Genomic DNA, 25,194 nt, shown 5'->3' with positions numbered 1-25,194 from the left:
GCAGCACGGCAGATTGCCCGAGCGGCCAATGGGAGCGGACTGTAAATCCGTCGGCTTATGCCTACGTAGGTTCGAATCCTACATCTGCCACACCTGGAACCCCGGCGAGTGTTTCTCTCGCTGGGGTTTCCATGTGAAGAGGACATGCATGGGCCGCTGACCACGTAATTTGGTACTGGGCGCTCGGAATGTGTAACCTCTTGGAGGCTTCAGCGCACGGCATGCGAGTGCTGATCCCGCCCCCTTAGCTCAGTCGGTAGAGCGTTTCCATGGTAAGGAAAAGGTCAACGGTTCGATTCCGTTAGGGGGCTCGCTGGATTGGATTGCTCGACGTCGAGTTCCTCACGTGGGATGGTAGACGATGAGCACCTGAGGCGGTGTAGCTCAGTTGGTAGAGCAAACGACTCATAATCGTTGCGTCGCCGGTTCAAGTCCGGTCACCGCTACACAGTAGGCAAGCACGACCAGTAGCACCCATGAACAGTCCTGATTGACCCAGATCAGATTTACCCGAAAGTAGGCGTCCAGTGGCCTCCTCCACCGATGTGCGGCCCAAGATCACCTTGGCCTGCGAGGTTTGCAAGCACCGCAACTACATCACCAAGAAGAACCGTCGGAACGACCCCGACCGCATCGAGCTGAAGAAGTTCTGCTCCAACTGCGGAACGCACCGGGCTCACCGCGAATCTCGCTAGATTGCACGGCTCGCTGGTTCGCAGTTCCGATCTCTAGTCGGCGCCCGGCGTTAGGTCACATTTTCTCCCCCTAACGGCTCTTGCGTCCAGGGTAGAAAAGGTTTTCCGTGTCACAAGCTCCACACGATGTCCCGACCATGGATGCATCCGCACACGCGGCGTCCATGGTCGGTTCTCATTTCCGCGTCGACGACTTCTACGAGGTCGGCCGCGAGAAGGTTCGTGAATACGCGCGTGCCGTCCAGGATTTTCATCCCGCGCATCACGACGAGGACGCAGCGAAGGGCCTCGGTTACGACGGTCTCCTCGCGCCCTTGACCTTCATTTCCCTGCTCGGAATCAGTGCGCAGACCCGGATGCTGCAAGAGGTCATCACCGGTTACGACCCGAGCCAGATTCTGCAGACCGACCAACGACTGGAATTCCATCGCCCGATTCAGGTCGGCGATCGAATCTTCTGCGACGTGTACCTCGAGTCCTTCCGGCAGATGAGCGGCAGCGACATCATGACCACGAAGAACATCATCACCGACCAGAACGGTGATCTCGTACAGACCACGTGGACGACCATCGTGGCGCGGACCGGCGGGGAGATCGACGAGAACATCGCCCATGCGGTCAAGGAAGTGATCAGGCATGGCGCTTCGTAGTTTCGACGACGTGTCCGTCGGCGAGGAGCTGCCCGAGCGAGTCGTGTCCTTGACCCGCGGCGACCTGGTGAACTACGCAGGTGTGTCCGGCGATCCCAACCCGATCCACTGGAGTGACGAGGTTGTCGCGCTGGCCGGATTGGACAACGTGATCGCGCACGGCATGCTGACGATGGGCCTCGGTGCCGGTTTCGTCACGTCATGGCTCGGCGATCCGGGTGCGGTCACCGAGTACAACGTGCGCTTCACCAGCTCGGTGTTCGTCCCGGCGGATTCGGCGGCGCAGGTCGAGTTCACCGGCAAGATCAAGACGATGGACGCCGAGGAGCGAACTGCCGTGATTGCCATCGTGGCGAAGTTCGAGGGCAAGAAGATTTTCGGGCGAGCTACCGCAACGGTACGTTTGGCCTGAGCATGTCGATCCGGCAGAAGCAGTTCGTGGCCGGGACGACGGGATTTATCTGTTCCGAAGAGTGTGCAGTACACTGAGATTTCTGGGGTAATCCGGCGCTCTGCGCTGCCCGCGTCCTCTTCCCGAGGTTACGTGGGTTCGTGCGTGTGAGTCGGATGGACACCAGAGCGGCTGAGAAGTTTCGGCCGAAGGGGCGTAGCTCAATTGGTAGAGCAACGGTCTCCAAAACCGTAGGTTGCAGGTTCAAGTCCTGTCGCCCCTGCCCAAGGTGTCAGCAACTGAGAGGAACGACGTGAGCGAGGAGCGCGGTAAGCGCGACGGTCGATCGGGGGAGTTCGAGGACTCTTCGGCCCCAGACGACGTCGTACCTGGCTCCGAGGGCCGTCTCTCCGATGCTGATACGTCTGCCGGTGGATCTTCTGCGGAGGCTGTCGTACCCACTGGTAAGCGATCGTCGAGCAGGTCACGCAGCACCGGTGCTGCCTCGGTGTCGATGACGAAGACTGCGAGCGCGTCCACGAAAGCCACGTCCGGCAAGGGACGTTCGGGCAAGGCCAAGGCAGACAAGCGGCCCAACGTTTTTCTGCGGCTGCTGCAGTTCTTCCGCGAGGTTGTTGCCGAACTGCGCAAGGTCATCTGGCCGAACAAGAAGCAGATGGTCACCTACACCACCGTCGTGCTCGTCTTCCTGACGTTCATGGTCGCGTACATCAGCGGTCTCGACGTGTTGTTCATCAAGGGCGTCGGCTGGCTGTTCGGCTGACCGAGACGGCCGACTTTTCGACGATCGAACCGAGCAGGAAACTAGAGAAAGGGTGCTGACGTGAGCACGCCGCACAACGACGCCACCGAAGTGGCCGCATTCGACGCCGATGTCGAGGCGACCAAGCAGGGCCTCGAAGCGGAGCAGGCCGCTCAGGACCGCGAGACCGACGAAGCAATCAAGGCCGACGTGGCCGCTGCCGCCGGGGACGACGTTGCCGCCGAAGGCGACGAGGCCGCTGACGCCGACGTCACGGCAGAGCCCGAGGATCCCGTCGCCGAGATGAAGGCGGCTCTGCGTCGCGCTCCCGGCGACTGGTACGTCATCCACTCGTACGCCGGATACGAGAACAAGGTCAAGGCCAACCTCGAGACCCGTGTGCAGAACCTCGACGTCGGCGACTACATCTTCCAGGTGGAAGTTCCCACCGAAGAGGTCACCGAGATCAAGAACGGCCAGCGCAAGCAGGTCAACCGCAAGGTTCTGCCCGGCTACATCCTGGTCCGCATGGAACTCAACGACGAGTCCTGGGGCGCGGTGCGCAACACCCCCGGCGTCACCGGATTCGTCGGTGCGACGTCGCGTCCGTCACCGTTGACCATCAACGAAGTCGTCAAGTTCCTCATGCCGCAGGAAGGTGCCAAGAAGGACGCGAAAGCGACCGCAGGCGCAAGCGACCAGAGCGGCGACACCACGTCGAAGCCGACCATCGAGGTCGACTTCGAGGTCGGCGAGTCGGTCACCGTCATGGACGGCCCGTTCGCGACTCTCCCCGCCAGCATCAGCGAGGTCAACGCAGAGCAGCAGAAGCTCAAGGTGTTGGTATCGATCTTCGGCCGTGAAACCCCGGTCGAGCTCGGCTTCACCCAGGTCTCCAAGATCTAGAAGCCGCGCGCACAGACTTGCAGTAGCAACCGCAAGAAACCCGAGCGAATACAAGGAAAAAGAAATGCCCCCGAAGAAGAAGAAGCTAGCCGGGATCATCAAGCTTCAGATCCAGGCCGGTGCCGCCAACCCGGCACCGCCCGTCGGCCCCGCATTGGGCCAGCACGGCGTCAACATCATGGAGTTCTGCAAGGCGTACAACGCCGCGACCGAGTCGCAGCGCGGCAACGTCGTACCGGTCGAGATCTCGGTCTACGAAGACCGCACGTTCGACTTCAAGCTCAAGACTCCTCCCGCTGCCAAGCTGCTGCTCAAGGCTGCAGGCGTGGCAAAGGGCTCCGGCGAGCCGCACAAGACCAAGGTCGCCAAGGTGACCATGGATCAGGTGCGCGAGATCGCCAAGACCAAGCAGGAAGACCTCAACGCCAACGACATCGATCAGGCCGCGAAGATCATCGCCGGCACTGCTCGCTCGATGGGCATCACGGTCGAAGGCTGATTACCAGCTCTCTGCAGTAACCGAAGTACACGTGGGAGAGCCGGCCAGGCTCGTCAACCACACTGAACTCGAACGAAGGACAGCAAGACATGGCAAAGCGCAGCAAGGCCTACCTCGAGCAGGCCGCAAAGATCGACCAGGACAATCTCTACTCTCCTCTCGAAGCCGCCAAGTTGGCCAAGGAGACCGCGTCGAGCAAGTTCGACCCCACCGTCGAGGTTGCAGTGCGACTCGGCGTCGATCCCCGCAAGGCGGATCAGATGGTGCGCGGCACCGTCAACCTTCCCCACGGCACCGGCAAGACCGCTCGGGTTATTGTTTTCGCCGCTGGTGAGAAGGCTGCAGAGGCCGAGGCAGCAGGAGCCGACGTCGTCGGAGCAGAAGATCTGATCGAGCGCATCCAGGGCGGTTTCCTGGACTTCGACGCCGCGATCGCCACCCCCGATCAGATGGCCAAGGTCGGCCGCATTGCCCGTGTCCTCGGACCGCGTGGCCTGATGCCGAACCCGAAGACGGGCACGGTCACCAACGATGTGACCAAGGCCGTCAACGACATCAAGGGCGGCAAGATCAACTTCCGCGTCGACAAGCAGGCCAACCTGCACTTCGTCATCGGTAAGGCCTCGTTCGACGAGACCAAGCTGGTGGAGAACTACGGCGCAGCGCTGGACGAGATCCTGCGTGCGAAGCCGTCGTCGGCCAAGGGTCGTTACGTCAAGAAGGTCACCGTCTCGACCACCACCGGACCCGGCGTCCAGGTCGATCCGAACCGCACGCGCAACCTCCTCGAGGACGACGCGAACGCGTAATTTCGTATCTGCGAACGAAGGCCGGTCTCCCCAGGGAGGCCGGCCTTCGTCGTAGGGTCTTGCCGAGGATCTAGGCCGCGTTCGCGCGAGCGAAGTTGGCCAGGACGATGCCGCTGATGCGGTCGAGCAACGCGGCGGGTAGGTCGTGGGCCATGCCGTCTATCAGCGTCAGCTCGGCACCGGGAACGGCGCGGGCGATGGCCTTGCCGCACGACGGTCGGACCAGTCTGTCGGCGGTCCCGTGAATGACGGTCGTCGGCGCGGTGATCTTCTTCGCGTACGGCCGCAGGCTGCCGGTGCCGGTGATCGCAGCCATCTGCCGCACGACGCCCGAGGGGTTGTAGTTCCGCTCGTACATCACCTGCGCGATCTCCAGTTGTTCCTCGAGCGGAGTGCGGAAGCCGGGAGAGCCGATGGTGGACAACGTCTTTGCCGAATGCGCGATGATTTCCTCTTTCGTGGCGTCCTTCCCGACGCCACCGAGCAGGGGCAGCAGGGCGCGTGGGTCCGGCGGAGGCAGGAACGGCTCGTTGGTGCTCGAGAAGAGAATGCCCACCGATTCGGTTCGTTCGGGGTAACTACCGGCGAAGACCTGAGTGATCATGCCTCCCATCGATGCACCGACGACGTGCACGGTATCGATGCCGAGGTGATCGAGTACTCCTACGGCGTCGGCGGCCATGTCGACGATCGTGTAGGGCACGTCGGAAGACATCCCGAGCTCGTGTCGGATCATTCGGAGGATCTGGGATCCCCGCACCTTTTGCCCGGTCATCTTCGTGGACAGTCCGATGTCGCGGTTGTCGATGCGGATCACTCGGTATCCCGCATCGACGAGGCGGGTACAGAAATCCATGGGCCACAACGTCAATTGCGCGGACAGGCCCATGATCAGCAGGACCGCAGGGTCATCGACCGAACCCATGTCCTCGTACGCGATCTCGACGGAGTTCGCCGGCGCGATGCCTTGTTCGATTCTCATGATGTCGTTCCTACCAGCCCGGCTCACCGAGTATGGGCACCACCAGGTAGCTCGGGCTTTCCGGGTCGATGCTGATGTCCTGTTTGCGTAGTCGAGTGCGCAGTAGGTCCGGCAAGATCGGGATGAACCGTGGTGTGTCGGTGGCGAATACGTCGACCCGGAGTCGGTGGCCAGTGGCGATGACGGCCTCGGTGGTGAGAATGTCGATATCGAGAACGATGGGTTCGCCGATGGGTACCGGAAGCAGCGCCGCTTCGGTGAGCGGGTGGTAGGGCCGGGTGTAGTCGCCGTTCGGCGCGAACAAGGAACGTTCGTCGTCCACGGCTCGACGCGAGGCCAGAAGAGCGCCGTTGCTGAGCACCGTCGAGGTCCCGTCGGGAGCGACGTCGCAGATCATGATGGCCCACAACGCTTCCCGTGCGTGGCAGACCACTCGAAGATGCAGATTCATCGGACCGGACAGAACGGCGTCCGACTCGGCCGGACCGGTGGTGAAGGTGACTGCGGCACCTTCGGCGAACCGGTTGTCGTAGGTGAATCCGCCCCCCAACACTGCCGTCACGCCGGCGAGTACCTGGGTGGTGTCACGCGAGACGACGGCCCGCAACGAGGGCCGCACCGTCAGGATGTCGCGGGACGTGGCCGGTTCGGTCGTGAGGCTGCCGTCGGCTACGGCGTGGGCTGCCGTTCCTGAGGGCGTCGCCGACAGGTACAGCCTGCGTGGTTGCGCCCGCGGAGCCGGAAAGCGGCCGTGCGCAGTCCAATTGCCGCCCTGTTGACGCAACGTGACGGGGCCGTAGTTCTCGATTCCGTTGTCGATGTCGCGTAGCCACTTGTCGAACCAGGCTCGCTCGAGCATATCGAGACGCGGTGGAAAGCCCGGTTCGCCGAACCCGATTCCGGGGTTGCCGTGGTACCCGTCACCGACGAGCAACTGCTTCGATCCGCGTTCGAGGGACAGCCGGTTGTAGATGTCGGGGGCGGAGCCGCCGAAGATGTCGTGCCAGCAGCCGTACAAGAATGTCGGCACCGCGATGTCCTCGATGGCGGCGTCGATGGTGTCGTAGTACTCGTCGTCGTAGATTCGTGAATCTCGTCCTGTGACAAAGCCTTTGGCCAGATCGAACAGGTTGGTGGCGGGGGACAGGGTGCGATCGCGGAGCCAGGTGAACGTGTCGATGCCGCCGATGGCCGGTGCCCACTTCAATGCGTTGACGGCGGTGAGCCACAGCGGGATGAACGCCGAGGTGGCCCCTCCGGTTGCGAAGATCTCGCGGACGATGTCCACCGAGCCCTCGACGGCGAAGATCGCGTCGAGCCCGGCGGGTTGCTTGGCTGCGGCCTGCAGCGCATTGATCGCCGAGTACGAGATGCCGGCCATTCCCACCCTGCCGTTGCACCAGTACTGGCGTCGGGCCCAGTCGATCACCTCGAGGGAATCGAGTTGTTCGCGGGTGCCCAGCACGTCCCAGGTGCCCGAGGAACTGCCGGTGCCGCGGACATCGACGATCATCTGAACGTACCCGCTGCGGACGAGGTGCCGGTTGACCGACAGCAGGTCCGCCGCCCCGCCTGCAACCACTCGGGTGATCTCGGTGATGCCGTCGAAACGGGTTCCGGTGAGGTCGAACGCGGACGAGAAGGCTCTGATCGCACGACCGAGAACAGGGGTCTCGAGGATCGTGTCGATGCTCTTGATCAGCAGCTTGTTGTACGGCGTCAGATTCAGGACGGTGGGAAAACTCCCCGTCACCGCCTTACCCGATGCGTCGGCGGGGCGGACGACGTACGCGCGCAGCGCTGTGCCGTCGCTCATCGGGATACGAACGTTCGCCGATACCGACACTCGCGGATACCGCGGTTCCTCGCGCACGATCGCCGCCCACGCCGCTGCCGCGTCGCCGCCGCTGGGGTCGCGTACGGGTTGCAGTAGGGGGTGGGGCTGCACGGCAGTCATGAACGTCGACTAGACCGTCGAACGACCCTGTTTGTCCCGAGGTGTCAACTTCAGAAGACGGCTGCACTCTTTGCAGGCGTTTCGAGGGTGAGTGCACGTGTCTTCTGACATTCTGATGTCAGAAGTGCGGTGCACGGTCGCACGTTCGGCTCTCGGTGACAGGGAGGCTTGTGGTGGACCCCGACAAGCTCGACGTCGTGGAGACCGGTGTGCTGACAGCGTCGGGGGAGCGGTGGTCCCAGGCCGAGGCCCGTTTCGCTGTCCTGGCTCCCTTGCTGGAGATGCATTCGGTGCGTTCGGAAGCGGTCGACGATGCCGCGCAACGGTTGGGATTGTCCAGGCGGCAGGTCTACACGTTGGTCGGCAGGCTCAGGAACGGGACGGGGACAGTCACCGATCTTCTGACGAAGGTCTCGTCGGGAGGGCGTGGCCGCAGCCGAGTAGCGGCTGAGGTCGAGGAAGTGATCGGCGATCATCTCACCCGCTATTTTCTTCACCGCCAGAAGCTGAGTGTCGCTGCGCTGCACCGACGTATAGCACTGGCGTGTCATCGCGCGGGTTTGCCGGTGCCGGCCAGAAATACCGTCACTGCGCGTATCGCCGCGCTCCCTCCGGCATCGGTGGCCAGGTCAGGCGGAGGACCCGATGCCGCCCGCCCACGTCAGTCCGCCGGCGACGTTCCACCGACGGTTTCGGGGATTCTCGATCAGGTCCAGATCGACCACACCGTCGTCGATCTGATGGTCGTTGACGAGTAAGAGCGGTAACCGATCGGCCGCCCCTACCTGACGATCGCCGTTGATGTCTTCAGCCGTTCCGTACTCGGGTTCGTCGTCACTCTGGAGCCGCCGTCGTCGATATCGGTCGGGTTGTGCCTGGGCCGCGTGTGCTGCGGGAAGCAGACGTGGCTGGAGGCATGCGAGCTGGCGGAGCAGGTGCAGTGGCCGATGGCGGGGAAGCCGAAGCAGTTGTATCTCGACAACGCCTCCGAGTTCAAAAGCGAAGCGCTGCGCCGCGGATGCGCCCAGCACGCCATCACCCTCGAGTACCGTCCTCCGGGCCGACCGCACTACGGCGGGATCGTCGAACGCATCATCGGAACGGCGATGACGGCGGTGCACGAGCTGCCTGGGACCACCTTCTCGAACCCAGCGGACCGAGGAAGTTACGACTCGGACAAGCACGCGGCGTTGACATTGCGTGAGTTGGAGCGTTGGCTGGTCCTGGCTATAGCCTCGTATCACGCGAGCGTTCACGCAGGGATCGGGAACACTCCGGCCGCCGTGTGGGCCGGTGGGGTCGCCGCAGTTGGTCATGCCCCTCGTGTGGTGCTCGGCGAAACCGCGTTCTTGGTGGACTTTCTTCCCGTCATCCGGCGACGTCTGACGCGGACGGGCTTCGTTCTCGATCACGTGCACTACTTCTCGAACGCGCTCAAACCGTGGGTTGCGCGGCGAGAGGATTTGGGGCGGTTCGTGATACGACGTGACCCACGCGATTTGAGCAGAATCTGGGTCCTCGAACCAGACGGTGCCGGCTATGTCGAGGTGCCGTACCGGACGATGTCACATCCCGCGGTGACACTGTGGGAGCACCGAGCTGCTATCGCCCGTCTCCGCGAACAAGGTCGGTCGAACGTCGATGAGAGCGCTCTGTTTTCGATGATCGAGCAGATGCGCGAGGTCACCGACCGCTCGCAGAAAGCCACCCGCAAAGCCCGGCGCAACCGTGCCCGCCGCATGCATCTCACCGGTGCCGCCGCGTGTGCACCGATCCCGGCGATCCACCCGCCGGTGGAGCCTCGAGCGGACGGCGGCACCGCCACGCCGGTCTTCAGCGACATCGAGGAATGGTGAGGCGATGACCGCATAGACAGGAAGTGGCGAAGAACCCGCCGAGTCGTCCATTGAGGATTTGGGGCACCTGCGGATGCCGTACACGCAGATCGCGGCCCTGCGGGCATGCGATGTCACCGCCGATGCGGGTCTCGACGCCTTTCGCGTCGAGACAGGCCGCGGCGTTCGTACCCTCACCTCCCTCGCGCTGGCGGGGACGGGCATTCCTCCGCGCACGGTGTTCCAGCGCTGGTGTGAGGTGCTCGGCCATCAGACCCGGTATGCGAGCACCCGAATGCTCGCCGACGCTCTCGATGCCGTGGACGGTACCGGGCTCGGCGGATACGACCGGTATTTCGATCCGGCCGATCGACAGCCGCTGTCGACTCCTATCGACCGGTGGGGCCACACCCCGTTGGCTGCGACCCCGCTGACCGCCCGTGCGGTAGCGGGCATCGTGCGAATGCACCTGGACGGACGGGCACCCACCCACCTGCAGCCCACTGCGCGGTCACAACATCCGGAGCAGATCGCGGCACCGGATCCAGTACCGCGGGTCCTACTCGACCCCGGCTACTACGAACGCGGAACGCTTGCGCGTAGACACGCCCACGGTCTTCTCGACGAAGTGGACTCCGTCCTCGCCGATGTCGAAACCCGCGCGGACAGCCTGTTGGAAGCTCTCGTCGACTTTCTCGAATCGGAGACCGCACGCGTGCCGGCCGACACCGTCGAGTGACAAGTGGTTGGTACTCGGGTTTGCACACACTCTTCTTCTCACGGCAGGGAGGCGGTGACGTCTCCGACATCTCCGAGATGAAGATCGACCAGGCCGCGAACGAACGAGGCATCGATCTGACCCCGTCTGTGGTCTACGTCGAATCCGGGTCGTCCGAGAGTCGTGGGTTTCGGAAATCTTTCGGAGAGCGCCCGGTCCAGCGTTTGAAGGCATGAGAGAAGTTGGCGAGGTCGCTGTATCCGAGTTCGGAAGCGATCTCGCTGACCGAAACCGAGCGATCGAGGAGCCGTAGCATCGCGCGTTCGTACAGCAGCGTGTGGCGGACCTTGCTGTAGGTGGTTCCTTCTTCGGCAAGCCGCCGTTTCAACGTGCTGCTCGACATCGACAATGCTTGTGCAACATCATGGTTGGTTCGCTGTCCGAGGTCCTTTTCCAACAGTTGCCTCACCTTCTCGGCGGATGACATGGACCCACTCCGCTGGGCGAGTGTCCGCTGCAGATCAGTGATAGCGAGTCGATATGCGAGAGGGTCCGAGAACCGACAAGCCTTGTTTAGTGTGTCCTCGGGTACGTGGACGAAGGAAATCGGAGCGTCGAAGAACCGGCGATTCGCCCCCGGACCTTTGTCGTGGCTCACCTCGGTCGGCTCCGGCCAGCTCAGATGGAGTGTCACCGGCGATATGTCACCGGCGAGCATGTCCAGCAGTCGTAATAACGCCGACCCGCCGTAGGTGATGACCAAGCAGTCCAGTGCGGAATCGCCTGTGTGCGCAGTGAGCCCGACGATCAGACCGTAGTCGCCAGTGTGGAACTGCGATTTCAACGCCGTGGAGATCAATGGCAGGTATGTCAGGAGATCGACGATCTCGGCGACCGAACCAGCGCTGATCAAAGGTGAACTCAGGGGCCCGAACGATGTCAACTGGGCCTGCTCGGCAAACGCAAGTCCGAGTCGAGTGGCGTGGGCGATATCGAGTTCGGGATAGACCTCCCGAAACCACCGTATCGGTGCCTGGACGTCATGCTGAATGAGCGTCGCTTCACTGGTTCCTTCGCGGTGCATGATTGCACGAAGGCGCGCGGCGGCGTCAGGGTCGAGTGCGCGGCGTTCGAGCAGTTGCACGAACGCAAGCGGTGGCACGCCCTCGTCGCTCAGCTTCACGGTGATTCCTTTGACCCGAATTCACAAGTTTATGACTCCACCGAACATAGCCGTCACCCACGTTTGCGACGACACTTTCGTCGATCACGCCAGGAACTGAGGTGGTGGCAAGCTGGACGGATTCTTGTCCGGAAGTTCGTTTGTCTTGAGAATGGGAATATTGCGTGACACCGACGCTAGCGGCGCTACACCGCTGTCGCTACGGTCGACCGAATCGAGTCGTCTTGCTCAACTCTGGATTGGCTTGAAAATCTTGGAACCCCTCGATGTACGGAGCGAGTAGGTCTGCGATATCGGTGGCGGTCTGGGCTGCGTCAGTCGGGGGCCGTGAGACATACGCCAAGGCCATCTGAACGATGGACGTGCTCAGGATATCGGCTTGGCGTTTCGGGGCTTGCACCCAGCATCGCTGAAATGTGGCAGAGAGGTGATCTGCGGCTCGCTCGACAAGCTGGGTGCTGTGAACAGTAATGAGCCGCAGGAGGTCTGCGGATGCGTCTTCTTCTCGTAGCGATCTGACCAATGGGTCACGTTCGGAGACGGCGAAAAACGCAGCCAAGCCTCGGCCGAGCGCCAATCTGATATCACCAACGCAAGTGTAGAGGCCATCGTCCACCACACTGACCAGCTGATCGGTCAGTCGTATCGCGTAGCTCTCCGCCACACCGCGCCGGGACCCGAACTCGTTATAGATGGTCTGTCGAGACAAACCGGCTTCCTTCGCGACCTCGGACATGGTCACGGACTTCCAGCTCTGCCGCAGCAGGAGAGCGCTCAATGCGTCTAACGCGGTCGCACGAAGGAGAGTGCTTGCCGCTGTCCGGTAGCCACCATCAGGGCGCGCAGTGTGGACGGAACTCATGAATAGAAGTCTAGGCGCGTTCGGACATTGGTGGTGGGAGATGATGTCGCTGTCGCCAGCGCGTCGATGCTGCCAGCGATGCGACCATTGGCGTTATCTGCGGGCGAACGAACCAGGCGCAGCGGTGAGCCGAACACCTACGAAGAACTCATCTGTTCTTTCGGTAGGTTTCCCGAGCGGCGTGCAGCGAACGCAGAGCATGCAATTCGGCACAACTGCCGGCGTGTGGCGTCAGAAAAGCTCTCCATTGCAGAGGTCGGCTACGCACACCCCTCGTCTGCGTAGCTCGACCTACATCTGGCTGATTTTCACGTCGCGAATATTTCGGCGTTCGATCCGACTCGCGCACCGTGGTAGGTCAACGGATTCCACGAGGGTGCCAACATGAACAGTAGGAGCGGTGTCAATGTGAAGAATGCAAAATCCAGCACGATACCTCGATTTCCACTGCAGCCATGGAGGCCTGAAGGGGCCGTCGTCGTGGTGTCGATCGTACTGGATCGGCACCGTTCTGTGATATGTCCAAGTTGGCCAAAGTCGCAAGGAGTCCTTGTTCTTTATGCACAAATCATCCTTCCCTCTTTGACACATGAGGAATAGCTATCGTACAACTAGGTCGTATCGAGTTCGCTCCCGTACTTAAAGGAATCAACCTTGAATCGAGCATTGGACCGTCTCGCAGTTCGTGGTCGGGTGCTGGTCACACCCTGCCAGGGGGAGCCCGAACTGTGGGACTACGAATCCGATCCACCCTACGAGACGGTTGCTCAGCGAGCTGCGCGTCATAAAACTGCAGCAGACTCTTGCATGAAATGTCATATACTGACCGACTGCGAGCAGTATCTTGCTACTGATCCTTCGCCAGTCGGAGTGTGGGCCGGTCGAATCTTGGAGACGTCCGAAGGATCTGTCGAATCAAATGCGGCGAACATTGCGACAGGTGAAGGAATCGAGGGCAAAGAAATGGATATGAATGACCGAATCAAGTCGCTTTCACCGAATGCGGCATTCGATATTCTGATAGCAACAATCGTGAATCAGCATGGCAATGGAGTCTGACGAACGTGACGCTGGAAACCTGGAAGGTTTGAGCCGGGTCGCAGCCACCCTGCTCAAACCGTCAACCGTGCGTCTGCTGAGCCGAGCGGTATGGGTAACTTGAGTACTGTGCTGGGTGTCCACCACGCGGCATCCAGCGCAATCCTGAGGTTCATGAGGATGCCGGCATCGTCCAGCTTGCAACCGCACTCTTTCGCTGCTTGTCGGATGCGGTATTTGACCGTGTTTCGATGGATCGTCATATCGTGAGCGGTCGCGGTAACGCTACAGTTGTTTGCTAGGTAGACTCGTAAGGTCTCGCGGAGCCTGCGGTTCCGCGCACTGTCCAGAAGCAAGCCTCCGAGTGAGTCTTCCGCTAGATCCCTTAGGATTTCCGGATCTTCGAGCAGAAGAGTGATGGCTGCAACTTCCTCGAAAGTTACCACCGGACTGATGTCGACCTTGCCGTCCGAAACTACGCGGGCCGCGCGCTCTGCCTGCCTGGCTGTCTTCCGAAAACCATTTTCACCACTCTGCACGGTTCCAATTGCTGCTCGAATTCGGCCGTACTTCTGAAGAACGTCTGTAACGCTTTCAAGGCAAATCCTTCCGGCGTGAATTATCGGAAACCAAACCAGGGATCGGGCATCGCCTTTACTGTTGACTTGCGGTCGACCGATCGTACCGAGTCTGACGCCAACGGTATCTACGAGCTGGTGCCAGGACTTTCTCGGGAATGGTTCCCGGTCATTCGTCCAAAACTCAATGGCAATATGGTTTCCTGTGAGATTGTAATATGAATCGATTTTGTATGCGCCCAAAGAATCTGTGCATGATGTCGACATTGCGCGTTCGAGTTCCGTGTTTACAGAACTATTTTCTTCACGTATCTTCGATTTCTCCGCTTCGTATTCTGAACATGCGTCCTGACACACGCGGTCTATGAAGACGGCAGACCTGCTGACCAGATGCGCAAGTTGATTCGCGGCCAACGTGTGCGTAGCACGCGAGAGCGAGAACAGGACATGCTCAAGAAATCTCGATTGGCCCAGGTGATAAGCGCGCGCGAGCGCCGTCAGCGGGACATGCGTGTGTGCGAGAACGCGAGCATGGCACAGGGCGGCATGCGGAGCTCGCAAGTTGTCGTGCTCAGTCCTGTCGGCCAGGAAGTCGATAGCCGCATTGATGTTGGCTTTCACGCTGGTGTGTAGAAGTCCGGTTGCGTCTGCATTGCCGTTCATTTCATGGATTGATGCACTTATGAATGAAGAGATATTCTCCGTCAACTCTGCCTTTCTGTCCTCCATCTCGTCCACAAGTGTTTCCATCAAATGAGTCGATATCATTTTAGTGTCATACCTATCCTGGTAGTTCAATTCTGGAGCGGCGCGCCATTTCGGTGACGATCGCTGCGGATCTACCTTGTCGATCTCGGGGCTTGCCCCGCCGCCTGTGCACCTCGGCTTCTCGTCAGAGCCCTCCTTGCTGGCTTCTGACGCACCGGCTCCTTTCGGTTCGGCTCGCCGGTGACGGAAGCGTCAGCGGCTTGTGGTTAATGAGCTGCACCACTAGTATCTGTACACGCAGGCTGCATCTGTCAATTAATTGGACAAAAAGTCATCGTCTGTATAGTAGTGTGCCCGGGTAGGCAGGCGGTCGGCTTTGGTCTCACCGTCGAGGGGGCGCACTCTCGCGCTGGGTCCCGGCCCCTGGGGCGAGGAGCAGTTATCCGGTTTGAAGAACCAGAAGGAGACGCCATGGCGACGCCACCGAGCAGTTCAATCGATTACGACGTCTTGATCGTCGGTTCGGGCTTCGGCGGAAGTGTCACCGCGCTGCGGCTGGTGGAGAAGGGGTACCGCGTCGGGATCCTCGAGGCCGGGCAACGCTTCGAGGACAAGGACTTCGCGAAGAACAGCTGGGATCTCAAGCGTTTCCTGTGGGCACCGAAGCTGGGTCTGTACGGAATCCAGCGTGTGCACCTGCTGCGCGATTGCCTCATCCTCGCCGGTGCCGGAGTGGGCGGTGGATCCCTGAATTACGCCAATACTCTCTACAAGCCGCAGGCACCGTTCTTCGAGGACAAGCAGTGGGCGCACATCACCGACTGGAGCAGTGAGCTCTCTCCGTTCTACGACCAGGCCACCCGCATGCTGGGCGTGGTGCGCAACCCACACATGACCCCGGCCGACGAGGTCATGAAGTCGGTGGCCGAGGACATGGGCGTCGCCGACACCTTCATTCAGACGCCGGTGGGAGTGTTCTTCGGAGACGAGCCCGGCAAGACCGTCCCGGACCCGTACTTCGGCGGTGCAGGTCCCGAGCGCACCGGATGCATCGAATGCGGTGAGTGCATGACCGGTTGCCGCCACGGAGCCAAGAACACCCTGCTGAAGAACTACCTCGGCCTGGCCGAGCGCGCGGGAGCCGAGATCGTGCCGATGACGACCGTGACCGGTCTCGTTCCGCGATCCGACGGCACCTGGGACGTCGACACCGAGCGCACCGGCGCTCGGCTCCGCAAGGGCAAGAAGACGTACAGCGCAGCCAATGTCGTGTTGGCCGCGGGCACCTGGGGCACCCAGAATTTGCTGCACAAGATGAAAGACACGGGCGCGCTGCCCAAGCTGTCGGACACACTCGGCGAACTGACTCGCACCAACTCCGAGTCGATCGTCGGAGCGGCCAAGCTTGCGGTCGATCCGAACATGGACCTCACGCGCGGAGTGGCCATCACGTCCTCGTTCCACCCCAGCCCCAACACGCACATCGAACCGTGCCGCTACGGCAAGGGCTCGAACGCGATGGGAATGCTGCAGACCCTGATGACCGACGGCGGCGGAAAGATCCCGCGTTGGCTCAAGTTCGTGTTCGCGTTGATCGCACACCCGGTTCAGTTCGTTCGCGTCGTCAATGTCCGGCACTGGAGCGAGCGCACCATCATCGCGCTGGTGATGCAGAACCTCGACAACTCGATCACCACATTCACCAAGCGTGGGCCGTTCGGCCGCAAGATTTCCAGCAGGCAGGGCCACGGCGAGCCGAATCCGACGTGGATCCCCGAGGGCAACGACGCCACCCGGCGCATCGCCAAGAAGATCGGCGGCGTCGCTGGAGGCACCTGGGGAGAGCTGTTCAACATCCCGCTCACCGCGCACTTCCTCGGCGGCTGCGCCATTGCCTCGGATTCGGCGCACGGCGTCATCGATCCGTACCACCGCGTCCACGGATACCCGACGCTGAGCGTGGTGGACGGGGCGGCTGTGTCGGCGAACCTCGGGGTCAATCCGTCGCTGACCATCAGCGCGCAGGCCGAGCGGTCCGCCGCATTGTGGCCGAACAAGGGCGAGCTCGATCTTCGTCCGGCACAGGGGCTTCCGTATCAGCGGCTCGATCCCATCGCCCCCAACTCGCCCGTTGTTCCGGTGGACGCTCCGGGTGGGCTGAGATTGCCTATCGTCGAGATCCGAAATGGCCATCTGGTCGCCGGTGAGACGGCTTCGCGGTGAAAGAAGTACTTGGTGAGCGCGCATTTCGAAACAGGAGCCCAGCCGCTCGATGCCTTCGTGCGGAGCGCAGAGTTGTCGCACTCCACATCTGGAGTGGACTCAGGTCGGATCTCTGGGGCGAACCGTCTGACCCGAATTCACAAGTTTTTGACTCTACGGAACATGGCCGCCATTCACGTTTGCGGCGACACTGTTATCAATCGCGAAGAAAATTGAGGAGTTGACATGGCAGTTGTAACTTTCGTCGCCCACGATGGTGGGAAGCACGAGGCGGGCTTGGTCGAAGGTCGATCGTTGATGCAGATTGCAACCGACAATGCTGTGCCGGGGATCGATGGAGACTGTGGGGGCGAAACGGCCTGTGGCACCTGCCATGTGATCGTCGACCCGCAGTGGTCAGGAGAGGTGGGTCTGTCCGGTGCCAACGAGGAGGAGATGCTGGCTATGAACCCCGAGCGTGAACCCACGTCTCGGTTGTCGTGCCAGATGGTGGCCTCAAAAGCGTGGGATGGCCTGATCGTTCGAACACCTGAATTCCAATTGTGATGTGTGAAAGGCAGGCACGACAGCATGAAAGTTTCTGAGTCGATCACCGACAAGGTCCAGTCGACCATCCCTATAGGGCTGCAGATCCAGGGCGCTCATCTGTACGACAAGACCCGACGGTGGGTGACTGGCACGAATGGCAAGAAGATCTTCGTCGAAAGTCCCATCCCACCGGTCGAGGATGTCGAGCTCGCCGACATCGACCTCAGTAACCCCTTTCTCTACAGACAAGGGCGGTGGCAGTCGTACTTCGAGCGCGTGCGGAACGAGGCACCGGTTCATTACCAACCCAACAGTCCGTTCGGCCCGTTCTGGTCGGTCACGCGCCATGCCGATATCGTGGCCGTCGACAAGAACCACGCTGTGTTCTCGGCCGAACCGTTCATCGTCATCGGCGTCCCGCCCCGGTTTCTCGATATCGAGATGTTCATCGCGATGGACCCGCCACGCCACGACAAGCAGCGCGCTGCCGTCCAGGGGGTTGTCGCACCGAAGAACCTCCGGGAGATGGAGGGACTGATCCGATCGCGGGTACGGGAGGTATTGGACGACCTCCCCTTGAACGAGCCGTTCGACTGGGTGCAGAATGTCTCGATCGAGTTGACAGCTCGGATGCTCGCAACTCTTCTGGATTTCCCCTACGAACAACGCCGCAAACTCGTCTACTGGTCCGATTTGGCAACCTCGATGGAGCAAGCCAACGGTGGGCCCTCGGACAACGACGAGGTGTTCGAGGGCATGCGTGACATGGCCCGTGGCCTCAGCGCTCTCTGGCATGACAAAGCAGCCAGGAGGTCTGCAGGGGAAGAGTCCGGTTTCGATCTGATCACCATGTTGCAGAGCAACGAGGACACCAAGGATCTGATCGATCGTCCGATGGAATTTCTGGGCAACCTCGTCCTGCTGATCGTCGGTGGGAACGACACGACGCGTAACTCGATGAGCGGTGGCGTTCTTGCGTTGAACCAATTCCCCGACCAGTTCGAGAAATTGAAGGCCAATCCCGATTTGATCCCCAACATGAACTCGGAAATCATCCGATGGCAAACACCCTTGGCGTACATGCGCCGAATTGCCAAAGCCGACACCGTTCTGAACGGACAATTCATCCGCAAGGGTGACAAATTGGTGATGTGGTATGCCTCGGGTAACCGCGACGAACGCGTTTTCGAGAATCCTGATGATTTCATCATCGATCGTGCCAATGCGCGCAATCACATCGCGTTCGGATTCGGTGTACACCGGTGTATGGGCAATCGGCTGGCCGAAATGCAGCTGCGGATTCTGTGGGAGGAGTTGCTTCCCCGCTTCGAGAACATCGAGGTCGTCGGCGACCCCGAGTATGTTCAGTCGAATTTCGTGCGGGGCATCAGCAAGATGATGGTGCGCCTGACGCCTACTTCCAGCGCATGACATCGCAACGGGCGATCATCGTCGGCGCAAGCCATGCTGGGGCACAACTGGCAGCTAGTTTGCGCCAAGAAGGTTGGACAGGCGAGATCGTCCTCATCGGTAACGAGTCTGCCACTCCCTATCAACGCCCCCCGCTGTCGAAGGCATACCTGGCGGGCAAATGCGTACTCGACGATATCGCCATTCGCAGCACGGACTTCTACTCCAAGCAAGGTATTCAGCTCCTGAACGCGCAGGTGGAGGCCATCGTTCGGTCGGAAGGCAACGTCGTTCTCGACACCGGGGAGAAGCTGGCTTACGACAAGCTCGCGCTGTGCACGGGAGCCCGCCCTCGTCGGCTCACCGTTCCCGGGGCCGATCTCCACGGGGTCTACTACCTACGTACCGCAGCGGACGTCGAGAGGATCCGTATGGCCACCGGCCCTGGCCGGCGGGTGGTGATCGTCGGAGGCGGCTACATCGGACTCGAGACAGCGGCATCGCTGCGCGCACTGGGCGTGCAGGTCACAGTTCTCGAGGCAACTGGGCGTGTGCTCGAGCGGGTCACTGCTCCCGAGGTTTCGACGTTCTTCGAGCGGATACATCGCGAGCAGGGAGTCGACATCAGAACGAACGCGATGGTCGAAGGCCTGTCCGGTGACCGTGAGGTTCGTGAAGTCAGTTTGGCCAGCGGGGAATCGATCCTCGCAGATCTGGTCATCGTCGGTGTCGGCGTCGAGCCGAACACCGACCTCGCCGCCGACGCGGGTCTTGTCATCGACAACGGCATCGTGATCGACGATCACACTCGGACCAACGACCCCGACATCATGGCGGCGGGGGACTGCGCGAGCCACGACATGGCCCGTTACGGCCGTCGACTACGGTTGGAGTCCGTCTCGAGCGCAGGAGAGCAGGCCAAAGTCGCTGCCTCGACCGCCTGCGGGAAGTCCAGAAAAATCGAAGCGTTGCCGTGGTTCTGGTCAGATCAGTATCACTTCAAGCTGCAGATCGCCGGCCTCAACACTGGATACGACGAAGTGGTTCTCAGTGGTGATCCCACCCGTGACAGTGATTTCAGTTGCTTCTATCTCCAGGCCGGTGAGCTCATTGCCGCCGACTGCATAGGTCGCCCGCGCGAGTTCATGTACAGCAAACGGGTGATCGCCCAGCGACTCTCCGTCCAACGCGAAGACCTGATGCTCGGCGGACTCGCGCGCAACTGACCGATCCTTCGGTCGTTGTGCACACAACAGCAACCGGTTTGCTCAGAGAAGGGAACATCGGCGATGACCATGACAGACCGCCCGCCCGGGGCACATACGACGCAGCCACCGCACGCGTATCTGGGAGCAACGGACTTCCTCGACATCGAGCACGAATCCGTGCGGGCGTTCACCGCCGCGGCAATCGGGGATGCGAGCAGCGACCGTGACAAGGCCAGACGCCTCTTCGCCGCCGTCCGCGACCGGATCTGGTACGACCCGTACACCGTGTCGGACGATCCTGCCCACTATCGAGCGAGCTTCGTCCTCGAGACCGGGCGCGCTTACTGCGTCCCGAAGGCGGTGCTGTTGACCGCAGTGTGCCGGGCGGCGGGTATCCCGGCACTGCTCGGTTTCGCCGACGTCCGAAATCACCTGCAGACCGAGACGTTGCGCGCGCTGATGGGCGGCACCGATCTGTTCGTCTACCACGGCTACAGTCGCCTCTACATCGAGGGCCGGTGGTTGAAGGCCACGCCGGCATTCAATGTCGAGTTGTGCGCTCGTTTCGGCGTGCCGCCAGTGGAATTCGACGGCGATCGCGATGCTCTCATGCATGCCTTCACCGCAGACGGAGCTCAGCACATGGAGTATGTCCGCGAGCGAGGAGTCTTCGATGACCTACCCTTGAACGCGATCTTGACGGTGCTTCGGCACGCCTACGGCCCCACGATCTTCACGGGCGCTCACCCACTCGATGATGTTTTCACCGGCCGCACCCGGCCGGGCGAAACTCCCGGGGATCGAAACTCGCCGCGGGAGTCTCGATGAACACAAGCGGTGAGAACATACGCGCCGAACCCCGTATCGCGGCCGACTGCCGATCGGTCGGAGCTCTCTCCGCGAACAATCGCGATCGTGAACACTCGGACCGCCTCGGACACCTTCGAATCGGGTGAGCCGACACCTGCTGGCAGAGCTGTGCCACATGACTGTCTCGTCGGCGCGGCCGTGTTGAGGCCGGGCACCGGAAGTTGCACCGAACAGACGAGACCCGTTCTGCCGCTGGGGTTGCGGCCGATGAACGACCGATCCGAACGCCTCCCCGGGCACGAGACGCCGCGCGATACCCATATCCCTCTCCTGTGTGCGCAGCCGCTACCGCGAGAGCGGCCCGAACGGCGTCTACCGATGTCTCTTATCTATGCAAGGAGCGCAGCATGATGAACAACGCACCTCACACCCCCGCCAGGACCGTGGCGATCACAGGTGGAGCTCGCGGCATCGGCTATCAGACAGCGAAGGAGTTGATTCGACGAGGCCACCGGGTCGCCATCGGCGACATCGACGAGGCACGTGCGAAGGAGGCCGCCGCCGAACTCGGGGTGAAGGTCGTCACCCGACTCGACGTCACCGAACCTGACTCGTTCACAACGTTTCTGGACCTGGTCGAACGTGAACTCGGACCCCTCGACATCCTGATCAACAACGCGGGCATCATGCCTACCGGCCACGCCCACGAAGAGGACGATGCAGTAACCCGGCGGCAAGTCGAGATCAATGTCCTGGGGGTCATCTTCGGGACCAAACTGGCTCTTCAGCGCATGCTGCCGCGCCGCACCGGACACATCATCAACACTGCGTCATTGGCCGGCGAGCTCGCGGTACCTGGTTTGGCGACCTACTGCGCTACCAAGTTCGCAGTCATCGGATTCACAGAGGCCGCACGACTGGAGTACCGCAAGTCAGGGGTTCGACTGTCCACAGTCCGCCCGACGTTCACCAACACCGAACTCGTCGCCGGAACCGCCGGCGCAAAGGGATTACGCAACGCCGAGCCGGAGGAGATCGCCCGCGCGACAGCAGATCTGATCGAGAATCCACGCCCCTTCGTCCGCGTCACCCGTCTCGCCGGCGCAATGGTCGCGGCGGTGAAATTCGTCCCCCGGCGTCTGGCGACCGGACTGGGTGCGGCCCTGAACACAGATTCGGTGTTCCTCGCGGACGTCGACATGGCTGCTCGCCGAACGTATCTCGACAGAATCCGGAACAGCTGAGCGTGCCGACACGCGCGCTCGACCATCCACCCGAAAGGCAGCCACAGTGACCCACACGACTCTGATCGAGAACTATCCCCACCGGATGGGAGGGCACTGCGGGTCAGGTGCAATGCGAGACCTTCTCCAGTGGCATGGTCTGGGATGGGACGGACCACCCGACGAGGGGTTGGTGTTCGCACTGGGTGGTGATCTGGGTTTGTCCTACCTGCGATCGGACGACCTGGTCCCACCGATGTACCTGGTCGGCCGCGGTGCCGACTTCGAGATCGACTTACCGCGCAGGCTCGGCGGACAAGTCGAGGTTCTCACGACCGACGATCCCGCTGAGGGATGGTCATGGGTTCGCGACGACATCGATGCGGGACGACCCAGTCTGGTCTGGGCCGATATCGCTGAGCTGCCCTACCTACGGGTGAAACTGCAGATGAGTCGTCACGACATCGTGGTGATCGGCTACGACGAGATCGGGGGGACTGCCTCGGTCGTCGACAACGATCGGGCCGATGTGCAGGAGATCCCGCTCGACGCGCTCGCTCGGGCGCGATCTTCCACCTCGTTCCCGCAACCGACACGTCACTGCACGTACCGAATCACATGGCCGCAGACACTGCCGCCCGTGTCTACTGCCGCGGCCGCGGCCTTTGCCCGATCCGCCGCCAGCATGCGCGCCCCATCGACACCGGGAATAGCCGACCACGTACCAGCGGCCGGTGCCGAAGGATTGGCCGCGGTCGACCAGCTGGCAACCGACGTCAAGAGCTGGGTCGACCTTCCGCCCGATGACCTCGAGACGTTGCTGTTCAGTCTCGGTATCTTCATCGAAAAGGCCGGAACCGGAGGCGGGCTCTTTCGTCGGCTTCTCGCCGACGGCTGTACCGAGATTGCACGTCTGACCGGGGATCCCGCTACCGCAGACCTCGCGGTGGCCGCCGATCACTGCGCCCAGGCCTGGACCGAAACTGCCCGCGCCGGAACACAACGCGGTCTCGATGTGCGAACACGCGCAGCTGCGGTGGCCGTGTCGGCTGCCGAACTGCCTGCACTCGAGCTGATCCTGGTGGAGTCCCTGGAGTCTGCTTCACGCTCGCTGTCCGCCATCACGAGATGATGCCCATCGTCGTTCGACGGCGCGCGGTAGACGGTGCATCGCACTGTGCTGCAGCCTCTCGTGCCGGATCGCCGCAGGCGTGCGGAGGCACCGAACGACCGAAGAGTTGCCGGACGGAACAGTCGAACGCCTCTCGGTGGACGCTGCATCGATGCCGTGTCGTTGCTCGGCAACAGACCCTGATCTCTGCCCCGCGCCGACAACAATTCAGCCGCCGACGGAAGCCTTCGATGTTCGCGGTCACCGTTTTCGGCTCGACGGCCGCGTCGTGTGCGCTATCGGGCCAGGCCCGTTATCTTCTAGCTGATACTTGAAACCGAGGGCTACGGTAGCCAGACCCGGTATGACTTCTCGCCCCTGTCATCGATGATCCGGGGGGGGGGTGGGGGGCTGTCGCCGGGTGTTGACGTCGGATCGGTGACCGGACGAAGGACTGCTTCATGGCCACGAGCTACGCCGTGTTTTGCGGCATCGACGTGGGAAAATCCGAACATCACGCCGTCGGTCTCGCCGTCGACGGAACCCGTCTGTACGGCAAAGCCCTACCCAATGACGAGGCCCGCCTGCGCACAGTGTTCGACCGCCTCGCCACGCGCGGGCCGCTGTTGATCGTCGTCGATCAGCCTAATACGATCGGCGACGCCCTGCCGGTCACCGTCTCCCGATCCTGCGAGCACCAGTTCGCGTCCCTACCGGGTCTGTCGATGCGCCGCATCGCAGATCTGTATCCAGGGCAAGCCAAAACTGATGCGCGGGCCTGCGTTCACATCGCCGACACGGCCCGGACCATGCCCCACACGCTGCGACGAGTCGATACCGGTGATGACACACTCGCCGAGCTCGGTGTGCTGATCGGTTTCGATGACGATCTCGCCGGTGAAGCAACCCGCGTCAGCAACCGAATCCGCGGACTGCTGACCGGCATTCACCCCGCGCTCGAACGAGTCCTCGGACCGCGTGTGACACACCCGGCAGTGCTCGAGATCCTGTCCCGCTGCGGTAGCCCCGGCGGCATCCGCGCTGCTGGTAAGCGGAAACTGACCGCTTCGCCGCCAAAAACGCGCTCAGGATGGGGGCAAGACTGGTTGCGGAGATCTACGCCGCACTCGAGGCTCAGACGGTAGTAGTGCCCGGGTCTGCGGCTGCCGAGACTGTTCTACCCAAACTGGCGGACTCGCTCAAAGAGACACTGCAGCAACGCAACACAGTTGGCTCGGACGTCGAGAGGATGCTCGGTGCCCACCCTCTTTCCTCGCTCCTGATCTCGATGCCAGGCGTCGGAGTCAGGACTGCCGCACGCATCCTTCTCGAAGTCGGTGACGGATCGGCATTCAAATCAGCAGGACACCTGGCCGCCTACGCCGGCATCGCACCCGTGACCCACCGATCCGGCACCTCGATCCGAGGTGAGCATTTAGCGTGATCAGGAAACCGCAAACTCAAACGCGCGTTGTTCCTTTCGGCCTTCGCCGCGCTGCACGACCCCACCAGTCGCGCCTACTACGACCGCAAGCGAGCCGAAGGCAGGAAACACAACGCCGCGCTCATCTGCCTCGCTCGACGCCGATGCGACGTCCTGTACGCCATGCTCAAGAACAAGACCCTGTACCAACCGCCCGCAGCTCACGCAGCTTGACAGAAACCATAGGGACACGTTATTGAGGCGTGAGGTTCACCCCAACGGTACCAACGGCAGCGGTTGTACCCGCGTTCGCCGACGATCACGGTCGGATGCCGTGCGTGGGGTTGATCTGCCGCGAGGATTTCCGACACTGGAGATGACTATTCTGAAGCCGCGTTTGCGGACTGCCCGTAACTGTAGTGGACAGCGTTCGGGGTTCGGTACCCGAGCGCCGAATGGCGGTGTTGTGAACTGTAGAAGCCGTCGATGTATCTGACGATGTCTTGTCGTGCTTTGCTTTTGGTGGAGTAGATCGTTCGGTAGACGCATTCGTTCTTTGTCGGCGGCCATGAAAAACTGACCACAGGCGGCCATGAATATGCCCACTGACGGCCGATAAGAACTGACCACTCGCGGCCACGAATGTGACCGCCTGTGGCCACGAATCTGCCCAGACCACACCCA

The 25,194-nt window shown here is 61.7% G+C and carries 21 protein-coding genes, 4 tRNA genes and 2 pseudogenes; 22 read left to right on the top strand and 5 right to left on the bottom strand.

The window, feature by feature from the left end; all coding sequences use genetic code 11:
* The first annotated feature begins 7 nt into the window (after positions 1-7).
* From MTX34_RS03395 to rplA, 11 genes are all read left to right on the top strand, one after another.
* Positions 8-90 (top strand) — tRNA-Tyr (locus MTX34_RS03395).
* Between the two features lie 148 nt (positions 91-238).
* Positions 239-311, top strand: a tRNA-Thr gene (locus MTX34_RS03390).
* A 62-nt stretch (positions 312-373) separates the two neighbouring features.
* Positions 374-446: transfer RNA gene (locus tag MTX34_RS03385), tRNA-Met, on the top strand.
* 81 nt (positions 447-527) lie between these two features.
* Entirely contained in the window at positions 528-695 is a 168-nt protein-coding gene (gene rpmG / locus MTX34_RS03380) for a 50S ribosomal protein L33 (protein WP_027498281.1), read from the top strand.
* A gap of 137 nt (positions 696-832) precedes the next feature.
* Positions 833-1,345 carry a (3R)-hydroxyacyl-ACP dehydratase subunit HadA gene (hadA, locus tag MTX34_RS03375; RefSeq protein WP_057475222.1) on the top strand — a complete coding sequence of 171 codons (513 nt, stop codon included), beginning with the start codon at positions 833-835 and terminating at the stop codon, positions 1,343-1,345.
* A complete protein-coding gene (gene hadB, locus MTX34_RS03370; protein ID WP_057475223.1) occupies positions 1,332-1,757 on the top strand; it encodes a (3R)-hydroxyacyl-ACP dehydratase subunit HadB in 426 nt (141 codons plus the stop codon). The genes hadA and hadB overlap by 14 nt, the downstream gene beginning before the upstream one ends.
* Positions 1,758-1,946: 189 nt before the next feature.
* A tRNA-Trp gene (locus tag MTX34_RS03365) sits at positions 1,947-2,019 on the top strand.
* A gap of 30 nt (positions 2,020-2,049) precedes the next feature.
* Positions 2,050-2,520, top strand: coding sequence for a preprotein translocase subunit SecE (secE, locus tag MTX34_RS03360; protein WP_243608469.1), 471 nt, complete (start codon positions 2,050-2,052; stop codon positions 2,518-2,520).
* A gap of 60 nt (positions 2,521-2,580) precedes the next feature.
* The gene (gene nusG / locus MTX34_RS03355) at positions 2,581-3,405 is read left to right on the top strand and encodes a transcription termination/antitermination protein NusG (RefSeq protein ID WP_027498277.1); all 825 of its coding nucleotides are present in this window, start codon (positions 2,581-2,583) and stop codon (positions 3,403-3,405) included.
* Positions 3,406-3,469: 64 nt separating this feature from the next.
* The gene (gene rplK, locus MTX34_RS03350) at positions 3,470-3,904 is read left to right on the top strand and encodes a 50S ribosomal protein L11 (RefSeq protein ID WP_008713829.1); all 435 of its coding nucleotides are present in this window, start codon (positions 3,470-3,472) and stop codon (positions 3,902-3,904) included.
* Positions 3,905-3,993: 89 nt separating this feature from the next.
* On the top strand, positions 3,994-4,713 hold the full coding sequence (rplA, locus tag MTX34_RS03345) for a 50S ribosomal protein L1 (RefSeq protein WP_027498276.1): 720 nt from the start codon (positions 3,994-3,996) through the stop codon (positions 4,711-4,713).
* A 70-nt stretch (positions 4,714-4,783) separates the two neighbouring features.
* Here rplA and MTX34_RS03340 read toward each other — a convergent pair whose 3' ends face one another.
* Both MTX34_RS03340 and MTX34_RS03335 read right to left on the bottom strand, forming a co-directional pair.
* Positions 4,784-5,695 carry an alpha/beta fold hydrolase gene (locus tag MTX34_RS03340; protein WP_057475224.1) on the bottom strand — a complete coding sequence of 304 codons (912 nt, stop codon included), beginning with the start codon at positions 5,693-5,695 and terminating at the stop codon, positions 4,784-4,786.
* Positions 5,696-5,705: 10 nt separating this feature from the next.
* Entirely contained in the window at positions 5,706-7,652 is a 1,947-nt protein-coding gene (locus tag MTX34_RS03335) for a CocE/NonD family hydrolase (RefSeq protein ID WP_094665462.1), read from the bottom strand.
* Positions 7,653-7,825: 173 nt separating this feature from the next.
* Here MTX34_RS03335 and MTX34_RS03325 point away from each other — a divergent pair.
* Positions 7,826-9,508, top strand: a pseudogene (locus MTX34_RS03325) (Mu transposase C-terminal domain-containing protein).
* Positions 9,509-9,581: 73 nt separating this feature from the next.
* Positions 9,582-10,226, top strand: a complete 645-nt coding sequence (locus MTX34_RS03320) for a hypothetical protein (RefSeq protein WP_243608468.1) — start codon at positions 9,582-9,584, stop codon at positions 10,224-10,226.
* A gap of 133 nt (positions 10,227-10,359) precedes the next feature.
* Here the strand turns inward: MTX34_RS03320 and MTX34_RS03315 are convergent, their stop codons facing one another.
* The gene (locus MTX34_RS03315) at positions 10,360-11,388 is read right to left on the bottom strand and encodes an AraC family transcriptional regulator (RefSeq protein WP_068046087.1); all 1,029 of its coding nucleotides are present in this window, start codon (positions 11,386-11,388) and stop codon (positions 10,360-10,362) included.
* A 199-nt stretch (positions 11,389-11,587) separates the two neighbouring features.
* Positions 11,588-12,250 carry a TetR family transcriptional regulator gene (locus tag MTX34_RS03310; RefSeq protein WP_045840684.1) on the bottom strand — a complete coding sequence of 221 codons (663 nt, stop codon included), beginning with the start codon at positions 12,248-12,250 and terminating at the stop codon, positions 11,588-11,590.
* Between the two features lie 654 nt (positions 12,251-12,904).
* On the opposite strand from MTX34_RS03310, the gene MTX34_RS03305 reads away from it, so the two are divergent.
* Complete coding sequence (locus tag MTX34_RS03305; protein WP_147458399.1) at positions 12,905-13,309, top strand: hypothetical protein; 405 nt, start codon at positions 12,905-12,907, stop codon at positions 13,307-13,309.
* A gap of 53 nt (positions 13,310-13,362) precedes the next feature.
* On the opposite strand, the gene MTX34_RS03300 is transcribed toward MTX34_RS03305, so the two are convergent.
* On the bottom strand, positions 13,363-14,616 hold the full coding sequence (locus tag MTX34_RS03300; RefSeq protein ID WP_183130532.1) for a CdaR family transcriptional regulator: 1,254 nt from the start codon (positions 14,614-14,616) through the stop codon (positions 13,363-13,365).
* Positions 14,617-15,045: 429 nt separating this feature from the next.
* Between MTX34_RS03300 and MTX34_RS03295 the strand changes: the two genes are divergently transcribed.
* The 8 genes and pseudogenes from MTX34_RS03295 (at position 15,046) to MTX34_RS03260 (ending at position 24,744) form a co-directional block, all read left to right on the top strand.
* Positions 15,046-16,797, top strand: a complete 1,752-nt coding sequence (locus tag MTX34_RS03295; protein ID WP_068046078.1) for an FAD-dependent oxidoreductase — start codon at positions 15,046-15,048, stop codon at positions 16,795-16,797.
* A gap of 225 nt (positions 16,798-17,022) precedes the next feature.
* The gene (locus tag MTX34_RS03290; RefSeq protein WP_068046075.1) at positions 17,023-17,343 is read left to right on the top strand and encodes a 2Fe-2S iron-sulfur cluster-binding protein; all 321 of its coding nucleotides are present in this window, start codon (positions 17,023-17,025) and stop codon (positions 17,341-17,343) included.
* Positions 17,344-17,367: 24 nt separating this feature from the next.
* Positions 17,368-18,756, top strand: coding sequence for a cytochrome P450 (locus MTX34_RS03285; protein WP_027498265.1), 1,389 nt, complete (start codon positions 17,368-17,370; stop codon positions 18,754-18,756).
* Entirely contained in the window at positions 18,753-19,961 is a 1,209-nt protein-coding gene (locus tag MTX34_RS03280) for an NAD(P)/FAD-dependent oxidoreductase (protein WP_068046072.1), read from the top strand. Before MTX34_RS03285 ends, MTX34_RS03280 begins: the two co-directional genes overlap by 4 nt.
* 69 nt (positions 19,962-20,030) lie before the next feature.
* Complete coding sequence (locus MTX34_RS03275) at positions 20,031-20,771, top strand: transglutaminase family protein (protein ID WP_054186661.1); 741 nt, start codon at positions 20,031-20,033, stop codon at positions 20,769-20,771.
* Between the two features lie 389 nt (positions 20,772-21,160).
* Positions 21,161-21,997, top strand: coding sequence for an SDR family oxidoreductase (locus MTX34_RS03270; RefSeq protein WP_068046070.1), 837 nt, complete (start codon positions 21,161-21,163; stop codon positions 21,995-21,997).
* A 46-nt stretch (positions 21,998-22,043) separates the two neighbouring features.
* Complete coding sequence (locus tag MTX34_RS03265) at positions 22,044-23,108, top strand: BtrH N-terminal domain-containing protein (protein WP_027498261.1); 1,065 nt, start codon at positions 22,044-22,046, stop codon at positions 23,106-23,108.
* Positions 23,109-23,548: 440 nt separating this feature from the next.
* Positions 23,549-24,744 (top strand): annotated as a pseudogene (locus MTX34_RS03260) (IS110 family transposase).
* Positions 24,745-25,194: the final 450 nt, after the last annotated feature.

Source organism: Rhodococcus sp. ARC_M5 (genome assembly GCF_022810405.1).
GTDB classification, from domain to species: domain Bacteria; phylum Actinomycetota; class Actinomycetes; order Mycobacteriales; family Mycobacteriaceae; genus Rhodococcoides; species Rhodococcoides navarretei.
The sequence above is the reverse complement of the archived record's forward strand: the minus strand, read 5'-3'. Positions and strand labels throughout refer to the sequence as shown.

Bases quoted from the DNA above. Each gene is read 5' to 3' on its own strand.
- MTX34_RS03295 (WP_068046078.1), top strand. From the start codon at position 15,046: ATGGCGACGCCACCGAGCAGTTCAATCGATTACGACGTCTTGATCGTC.
- MTX34_RS03300 (WP_183130532.1), bottom strand. From the start codon at position 14,616: ATGGAAACACTTGTGGACGAGATGGAGGACAGAAAGGCAGAGTTGACG.
- MTX34_RS03340 (WP_057475224.1), bottom strand. From the start codon at position 5,695: ATGAGAATCGAACAAGGCATCGCGCCGGCGAACTCCGTCGAGATCGCG.
- MTX34_RS03275 (WP_054186661.1), top strand. From the start codon at position 20,031: ATGACAGACCGCCCGCCCGGGGCACATACGACGCAGCCACCGCACGCG.
- MTX34_RS03290 (WP_068046075.1), top strand. From the start codon at position 17,023: ATGGCAGTTGTAACTTTCGTCGCCCACGATGGTGGGAAGCACGAGGCG.
- MTX34_RS03320 (WP_243608468.1), top strand. From the start codon at position 9,582: ATGCCGTACACGCAGATCGCGGCCCTGCGGGCATGCGATGTCACCGCC.
- MTX34_RS03285 (WP_027498265.1), top strand. From the start codon at position 17,368: ATGAAAGTTTCTGAGTCGATCACCGACAAGGTCCAGTCGACCATCCCT.
- rplK (WP_008713829.1), top strand. From the start codon at position 3,470: ATGCCCCCGAAGAAGAAGAAGCTAGCCGGGATCATCAAGCTTCAGATC.
- MTX34_RS03270 (WP_068046070.1), top strand. From the start codon at position 21,161: ATGATGAACAACGCACCTCACACCCCCGCCAGGACCGTGGCGATCACA.
- rplA (WP_027498276.1), top strand. From the start codon at position 3,994: ATGGCAAAGCGCAGCAAGGCCTACCTCGAGCAGGCCGCAAAGATCGAC.
- MTX34_RS03310 (WP_045840684.1), bottom strand. From the start codon at position 12,250: ATGAGTTCCGTCCACACTGCGCGCCCTGATGGTGGCTACCGGACAGCG.
- MTX34_RS03335 (WP_094665462.1), bottom strand. From the start codon at position 7,652: ATGACTGCCGTGCAGCCCCACCCCCTACTGCAACCCGTACGCGACCCC.
- MTX34_RS03280 (WP_068046072.1), top strand. From the start codon at position 18,753: ATGACATCGCAACGGGCGATCATCGTCGGCGCAAGCCATGCTGGGGCA.
- hadB (WP_057475223.1), top strand. From the start codon at position 1,332: ATGGCGCTTCGTAGTTTCGACGACGTGTCCGTCGGCGAGGAGCTGCCC.
- hadA (WP_057475222.1), top strand. From the start codon at position 833: ATGGATGCATCCGCACACGCGGCGTCCATGGTCGGTTCTCATTTCCGC.